Source organism: Flexivirga sp. (assembly GCF_051955415.1).
Taxonomy (GTDB): Bacteria; Actinomycetota; Actinomycetes; order Actinomycetales; family Dermatophilaceae; genus Flexivirga.
In genome coordinates, this window is sequence record NZ_JBQCGS010000048.1 from 135,742 (window position 1) to 141,831 (window position 6,090).

The window sequence follows — 6,090 nt, forward strand, 5'->3', positions numbered from 1 at the left end:
CAGCCGATCCTGCCGGACCCGGCCGTGAACGTCGTATGTCGTCGTACAGTCGAAGGATGACCCTGGTGGACGACGCCGTCCCGACCCGCGGCGGGTCGGTGCGACGGACGCTGCAGATCCTCGAACTGGTGGCCGCGCGCGGCGGCGCCAGCGCCAAGGAGATCTCCGACGCGATCGACCTTCCGCTGCCGACGGTCTACCGGCTGGTACGCGAACTGCTGGACTCCGAATACCTGGTGCACATCCGCGAGGAGAAGCGCTTCGAGCTGGGCTACAAGCTGCACCAGCTCGCCCTCAGCCTTCACCAGCAGATCGGGGTGCCGCGCGCAGTCCGCACCGAGATCGTCGCGCTGCATCAACGCATGGGAGCGGCGGCCTATTTCGCCATCCACCGCGGTTCGCAGATCGTGGTCGTGCAGACGGTCGACTCCCCGGCTGCACCACGGCTCAAGCCCATCGACTTCGGATTCCATGAAGCAGCGCACGCGACGGCGCTGGGCAAGATCCTGCTCGCGGACATGGACGACGAGCAGCGCGAGCGTCATCTCGACCCGGAGCCGATGCCACGATTCGGGCCGGGCACGTTGACCACCCGCCCCGAACTCGCCGACCAGCTCGCGATCGTCGCCGATCGCGGAATTGCCTGGGAGATCGAAGAATTCCAGCCCGGCGCGACCTGTTGTGCCGCTGCTGTGCGCAGTGCCTCCGGCAGCATCGTCGGGTCGGTGGCGGTGTCGGCGCCCAAGGAGCGCTTCGCCCAGCGGCGGGACCTGGTCGAACGCGAGCTGCGGTGTACGGCGTCGGCGGTGAGTCGCTACTACCGCTCCGGTCACACGGGCTGAGTCCGGAGCGCGGTGGTCTCGATACACCTCCCCCGCTGCGCTCCTCCGGCACTCGACCAGCGCGCGAGTTGCGTGGCCACTCGACCAGCGCACGAGTTGCGTGAGCACTCGACCAGCGCACGAGTTGCGTGGCCACTCGACCAGCGCGCGCGTTGCGTGCGCTACTCGACCAGCGCGTCGGGTTCGGCTGGGGCTTCTTATCGCGTTGCGAGAACGAGCCTGTGCACGGCCGGCTCCGCTACCTACGGTGAGCTGCATCACAGTCACCTGCAGGAGGTAGCGATGGCAACGCAGTCGGGCATCGACGAAGCGACCCTCGGCGCGGACGACCGCGCCAACCTGGTGAAGCTGCTGCGCACGGCATACCCGCACGCACAGTTCCCGGACGGCCCCTACGAACGCACGGCCGACAAGATTCTGGAGCAGGTCGGCGAATCCGTCTGGCACCGCACGCTGCTGAGTCGCGGGTTGCGCACGCTCGACGGCGCGGCCGGGGGTGCCTTCCGCGAGCTCGACGACGTGGCCGCGAGCAGGCTGCTCACCGACATCGCCGATGCCGAATTCTTCGTCTTCATCCGGGGCGTCGCCGTCCCGATCCTGTATGACGATCACGAGGTCTGGGACGCACTCGGCTACGAGGGCGAGTCCTTCTCCAAGGGCGGCTACCTGCACCGCGGTTTCGACGACCTCGACTGGCTGCCTGATCCCCGCATCGAGGAGTACGGCGGACCGGAGCAGTTGGTCGAAGTGGCCGACCAGGACCAGCTGAAGGAGGCATGAGCGATGAGTAACGACAATAGTTTCCAGATCTCGCACGACGACGAGGCGGTCGTCATCATCGGCTCCGGTGCCGGCGGTGGCACGCTGGCCCACGAGCTCACCGCGCGCGGCATACCGTGTGTCGTGCTGGAGGCAGGCACCTACCTCAAACCCGAGGACTACGAGAACGACGAGTGGGCCGCCTTCAACCAGATGGCCTGGCTCGACAAGCGCACCACGTCGGGGTCGTGGCGGGTCGCGCGTGACTTCCCCAATCTGCCCGCGTGGATCGTCAAGGCCGTCGGTGGCACGACGACGCACTGGTCGGGAGCCACGCCGCGGTTCAAGGACTACGAGTTCAAGGTCAAGAGCTACTACGGCGGTGTGCAGGGCGCCAACCTGCTGGACTGGCCGATCACGCTCGCCGACCTGGCCCCCTACTACGACGCCGCGGAGAAGGCGATCGGCTCGACCCATCGCCACGGCCGGCCGCCGCTGCCGGCCAACAACAACTACAAGGTCTTCGCCGGTGGCGCCGAGAAGGTGGGCTACAAGTTCTATGCCACCGGCCCCTACGGCACCAACGCCGAGCCGTATGACGGCAGGCCCGCCTCGATCCAGGACGGCTTCAACTTCCAGGGCGACAAGAACGCCTCGAAGTGGTCGACGGCTGTCCGGGAAATCCCGCGTGCTCTGGCCACCAGCAAGCTGGACCTGCGCACCCAGGCGCACGCCGTGCAGATCACGCACGACCCGTCCGGTCGTGCGGATGCCGTGCTCTATCTCGACAAGGACGGCAACCTGCACCGACAGCGCGCGAAAGTCGTGTGCGTTGCGGGGAACTCGATCGAGACCCCGCGGCTGCTGCTGATGAGCGCTTCGTCGCTGCACCCCAACGGCCTGGCGAACTCGTCCGGTCAAGTGGGTCGCAACTACATGCGGCATACCACCGGCTCGGTGTATGCAACGTTCGACAAGCCGGTGCGTATGTATCGCGGCGAGACGATGGCCGGCATCATCGCCGACGAGGCGCGGTTGGACACGGCACGCGGGTTCGCCGGCGGCTACTACCTGGAGACGATCGCGCTCGGCCCGGCCTTCATGGGTGCGTTCGTGGAGCCGGGTGCGTGGGGCAGCGACTTCACCGCGTTGATGGACGCCTACCTGAACACCGCCGGATTGTGGATCGTCGGTGAGGACATGCCGCAGGAGACCAACCGGATCACGCTCAACACCGCGGAGCAGGACCAGTGGGGGCTGCCGGTCCCCGACGTGCACTACGACGACCACGCGAACGACGTCGCGATGCGCGAACACGGTTATTCCCGAGCGGATCTGGTCTACGAGGCGGTCGGCGCGGAGAGCACGCACCACACGCCGCCATACCCCTCGACACACAACCTCGGCACCTGCCGGATGAGTGCGCGCCCCGAGGACGGCGTGGTCGACGCACACGGCCAGGCGCACGACGTGCCCGGGCTCTTCGTCTCCGACGGGTCGCAGATGACCACCGGTGCCGCCGCCAACCCGACACTGACCATCGTCGCGTTGGCCATCCGACAGGCGGAGTACATCGCCGATCAATTGGCGAAGGGTGAACTCTAGGATTGCTGATCGAGTGCTGGGCTGGTGGAGCGGGAGAGGTGTATCGAGATCAACACGGTTGCGATGACGGCTGATCGGCTCCGCGTGGAGCTTGGCTCTGGCGTGGATGTGCTCGACCGGCCCCTCGACCTGCGCGCTCGGGCGCACGATGCATCGCACTACCTGCTCGTGCCCTCCGCGGTGGCGGTGCCGCGGGATGCCGCGCAGGTCGCGGAGGTGATGCGAGCCTGCACCCGGCTCGGTGTGCCGATGACGTTCCGCAGCGGAGGCACGTCCCTTTCGGGGCAGGGGGTGACCGATCACGTCCTGGTCGACACCCGCACCGGTTTCCGGGGCGTCGAAGTGCTCGACGCCGGTGCCCGCGTCCGGGTGCAGCCGGGTATCACCGTGCGTGCGGTGAACGCCCGGCTCGCCCCGCACGGGCGCCGGCTCGGCCCGGACCCGGCCAGTGAGATCGCCTGCACCATTGGCGGAGTCGTCGCCGACAACTCCTCAGGGATGCAGTGCGGGACCGAGTTCAACTCCTACCGCACCATCGAGTCGATGGTCTTCGTTCTTCCCTCGGGCACGGTGATCGACACCGCCGCCGCCGATGCCGATCAGCTGTTGCGCGAACGCGAACCTGCGCTGCACCAAGGCGTTTCGCAGTTGCGTGACCGGGTCCGCGGCAATCCCGAGTCCGTCGCGATCATCGAGCGGCTCTTCTCGATCAAGAACACCATGGGGTATGGCGTCAACGCCTTCCTCGACCACGACGAACCGGTGCAGATCCTCAGCCACTTGTTGATCGGCAGCGAGGGGACGCTCGGATTCGTGGCGTCGGTGGTGTTCCGCACGGTGCCGGTGCTGCCGAAGGCAGCCACCGGACTGCTGGTCTTCGAGGATCTGGTGACCGCCTCGGCGAGCGTCGACCAGATCGCCGCGGCCGGTGCGGCAACCGGTGAGCTGCTCGACGTGCGGTCGCTGCGGGTCGCGCAGGCGGACCCGAAGTGTCCCGCGGAGATCGCCGGTCTGCAGTTGCGCTCCCAGGCCGCGGTGCTCGTCGAGCTGCAGGCGGGCGACGACGACGGCTTGGCGCAGTTGCGACGCTCCGCGGAGCCGCAGCTGGCGGATCTGCCGCTGCAGGTGCCGCTGCGGATGACCACCGACGCGGCCGCCCGGGCTGCGCTCTGGACGACCCGCAAGGGACTCTTCAGCGCTGTGGCGGGTGCACGGCCGTCCGGCACCAATGCGCTGCTGGAGGATGTCGCCGTCCCGGTGCCACGCCTGGGCGAGCTGTGCACGCAGTTGTCCGAGCTGTTCACCGAGCACGCCTATGACGACTCGGTGGTCTTCGGCCACGCCCGCGACGGCAACCTGCACTTCCTGCTGGTGGAGGAGTTCGGCGACACCGCGAAACTGCAACGCTACGAACGATTCACCACCGATCTGGTGGATTTGGTGCTCGGCCTCGACGGCACCCTCAAGGCTGAGCACGGCACCGGTCGCATCATGGCGCCCTTCGTCGAGCGGCAGTACGGCAGCGAACTCTTCCAGGTCATGCGCGAGGTGAAGCGGCTGGCCGACCCGGGCGGCGTGCTCAACCCGGGAGCCGTGCTGACGGACGATCCACGCGCACACCTGAAGGACCTGAAGACGGCGCCCCCCGTGGAGTCGGAGGTGGACCGCTGCGTCGAGTGCGGTTATTGCGAACCCGTCTGCCCGTCCAGGGATTTCACCGTGACGCCGCGCCAGCGGATCGTGCTGCGCCGGGAGTTGGAGCAGGCACGACTCGACGGCGACGATGCGCTGGTCGCCTCACTGTCGGAGGACTACGACTACGACGGCGTGCAGACGTGCGCGGCCGACGGCATGTGCGGCACCGCCTGCCCGGTACGCATCGACACCGGCGACCTGATCCGTCGGCTGCGGGCCGAAGACGCCTCACGTGTCGAGGACCGCGCCTGGGCGTTCGCCGCCGAGCACTGGTCGACGGCGACGCGCGCCGGCGCGGCGGCGCTGACCGCAGCGTCCGCCATACCGGCTGCGGTGCCGAGGGCGCTCACCCGCGGTGCGCGTGCGGTCGCCGGTGCGGACCGGGTGCCGCTGTATGACGAGGGCCTCCCGCGCGGTGGCGGTAAGCGCCCGCAGGTTTCGGATGACACTGCGGAAGCAGTGCTCTTCCCGGCGTGCATCGGGGCGATGTTCGGGCCGGCCGAAGGGCCCGGCGCCTCTGCGGCGCTGGTCGAACTGTGCCGCGCTGCAGGGGTTCCGGTGCGCACCCCGGACGGGATCGACGGGCTCTGTTGCGGCACCCCCTGGTCGTCGAAGGGGCATCGGAGCGGACATGCGGTGATGCGCGAGCGTGCTCTGGTGGCGCTCGCCGCGGCCACCGACAACGGTCGGTTGCCGGTGGTGGTGGATGCGAGCTCGTGCGCCGAAGGGCTGATCAAACTGCTCGACGCCGGTCGAGTGGGGCGAGCCCCCCAGGCCGAGACCGTATCGAGACCCTCGACGCCGGAGATCGCTGTCGTCGACGCGCTGGACTTCGCAGCCTCGGTGGTCTTGCCGAAACTTCCTGCGGTGACGCGTATTCCGCGAGTGGTCGTGCACCCGACCTGTGCGACGACGGTGCTGGGTTCGACGCCGTCGCTGGTGCAGCTCGCGGAGGCTGTGGCCGACGACGTGGTCGTGCCGACCGACTGGGGTTGCTGCGCTTTCGCGGGCGACCGAGGGATGCTCCACCCGGGACTGACCGCGGCCGCGGCCGCACCCGAAGCCGCCCAGGTCGAGGCGCTCGACGACGTGGCCGGCACGGCATACGTCTCGGCCAACCGCACGTGTGAGATCGGTATGACGCGCGCCACCGGCCGCACCTATCGGCACATTCTGGAGGTGCTGGCCG

The 6,090-nt window shown here is 68.5% G+C and carries 4 protein-coding genes; all 4 read left to right on the top strand.

Going from position 1 to position 6,090, the window contains the following annotated elements:
- The first annotated feature begins 56 nt into the window (after positions 1–56).
- On the top strand, positions 57–842 hold the full coding sequence (locus ACTHL4_RS08570; RefSeq protein ID WP_440282329.1) for an IclR family transcriptional regulator: 786 nt from the start codon (positions 57–59) through the stop codon (positions 840–842).
- Between the two features lie 282 nt (positions 843–1,124).
- Entirely contained in the window at positions 1,125–1,622 is a 498-nt protein-coding gene (locus tag ACTHL4_RS08575; protein WP_440282330.1) for a hypothetical protein, read from the top strand.
- A gap of 3 nt (positions 1,623–1,625) precedes the next feature.
- Positions 1,626–3,206, top strand: coding sequence for a GMC family oxidoreductase (locus ACTHL4_RS08580; RefSeq protein ID WP_440282331.1), 1,581 nt, complete (start codon positions 1,626–1,628; stop codon positions 3,204–3,206).
- A gap of 102 nt (positions 3,207–3,308) precedes the next feature.
- Positions 3,309–6,090, top strand: a 2,782-nt coding sequence (locus tag ACTHL4_RS08585; RefSeq protein ID WP_440282332.1) for an FAD-binding and (Fe-S)-binding domain-containing protein, incomplete at its 3' end; no start/stop codon positions are given.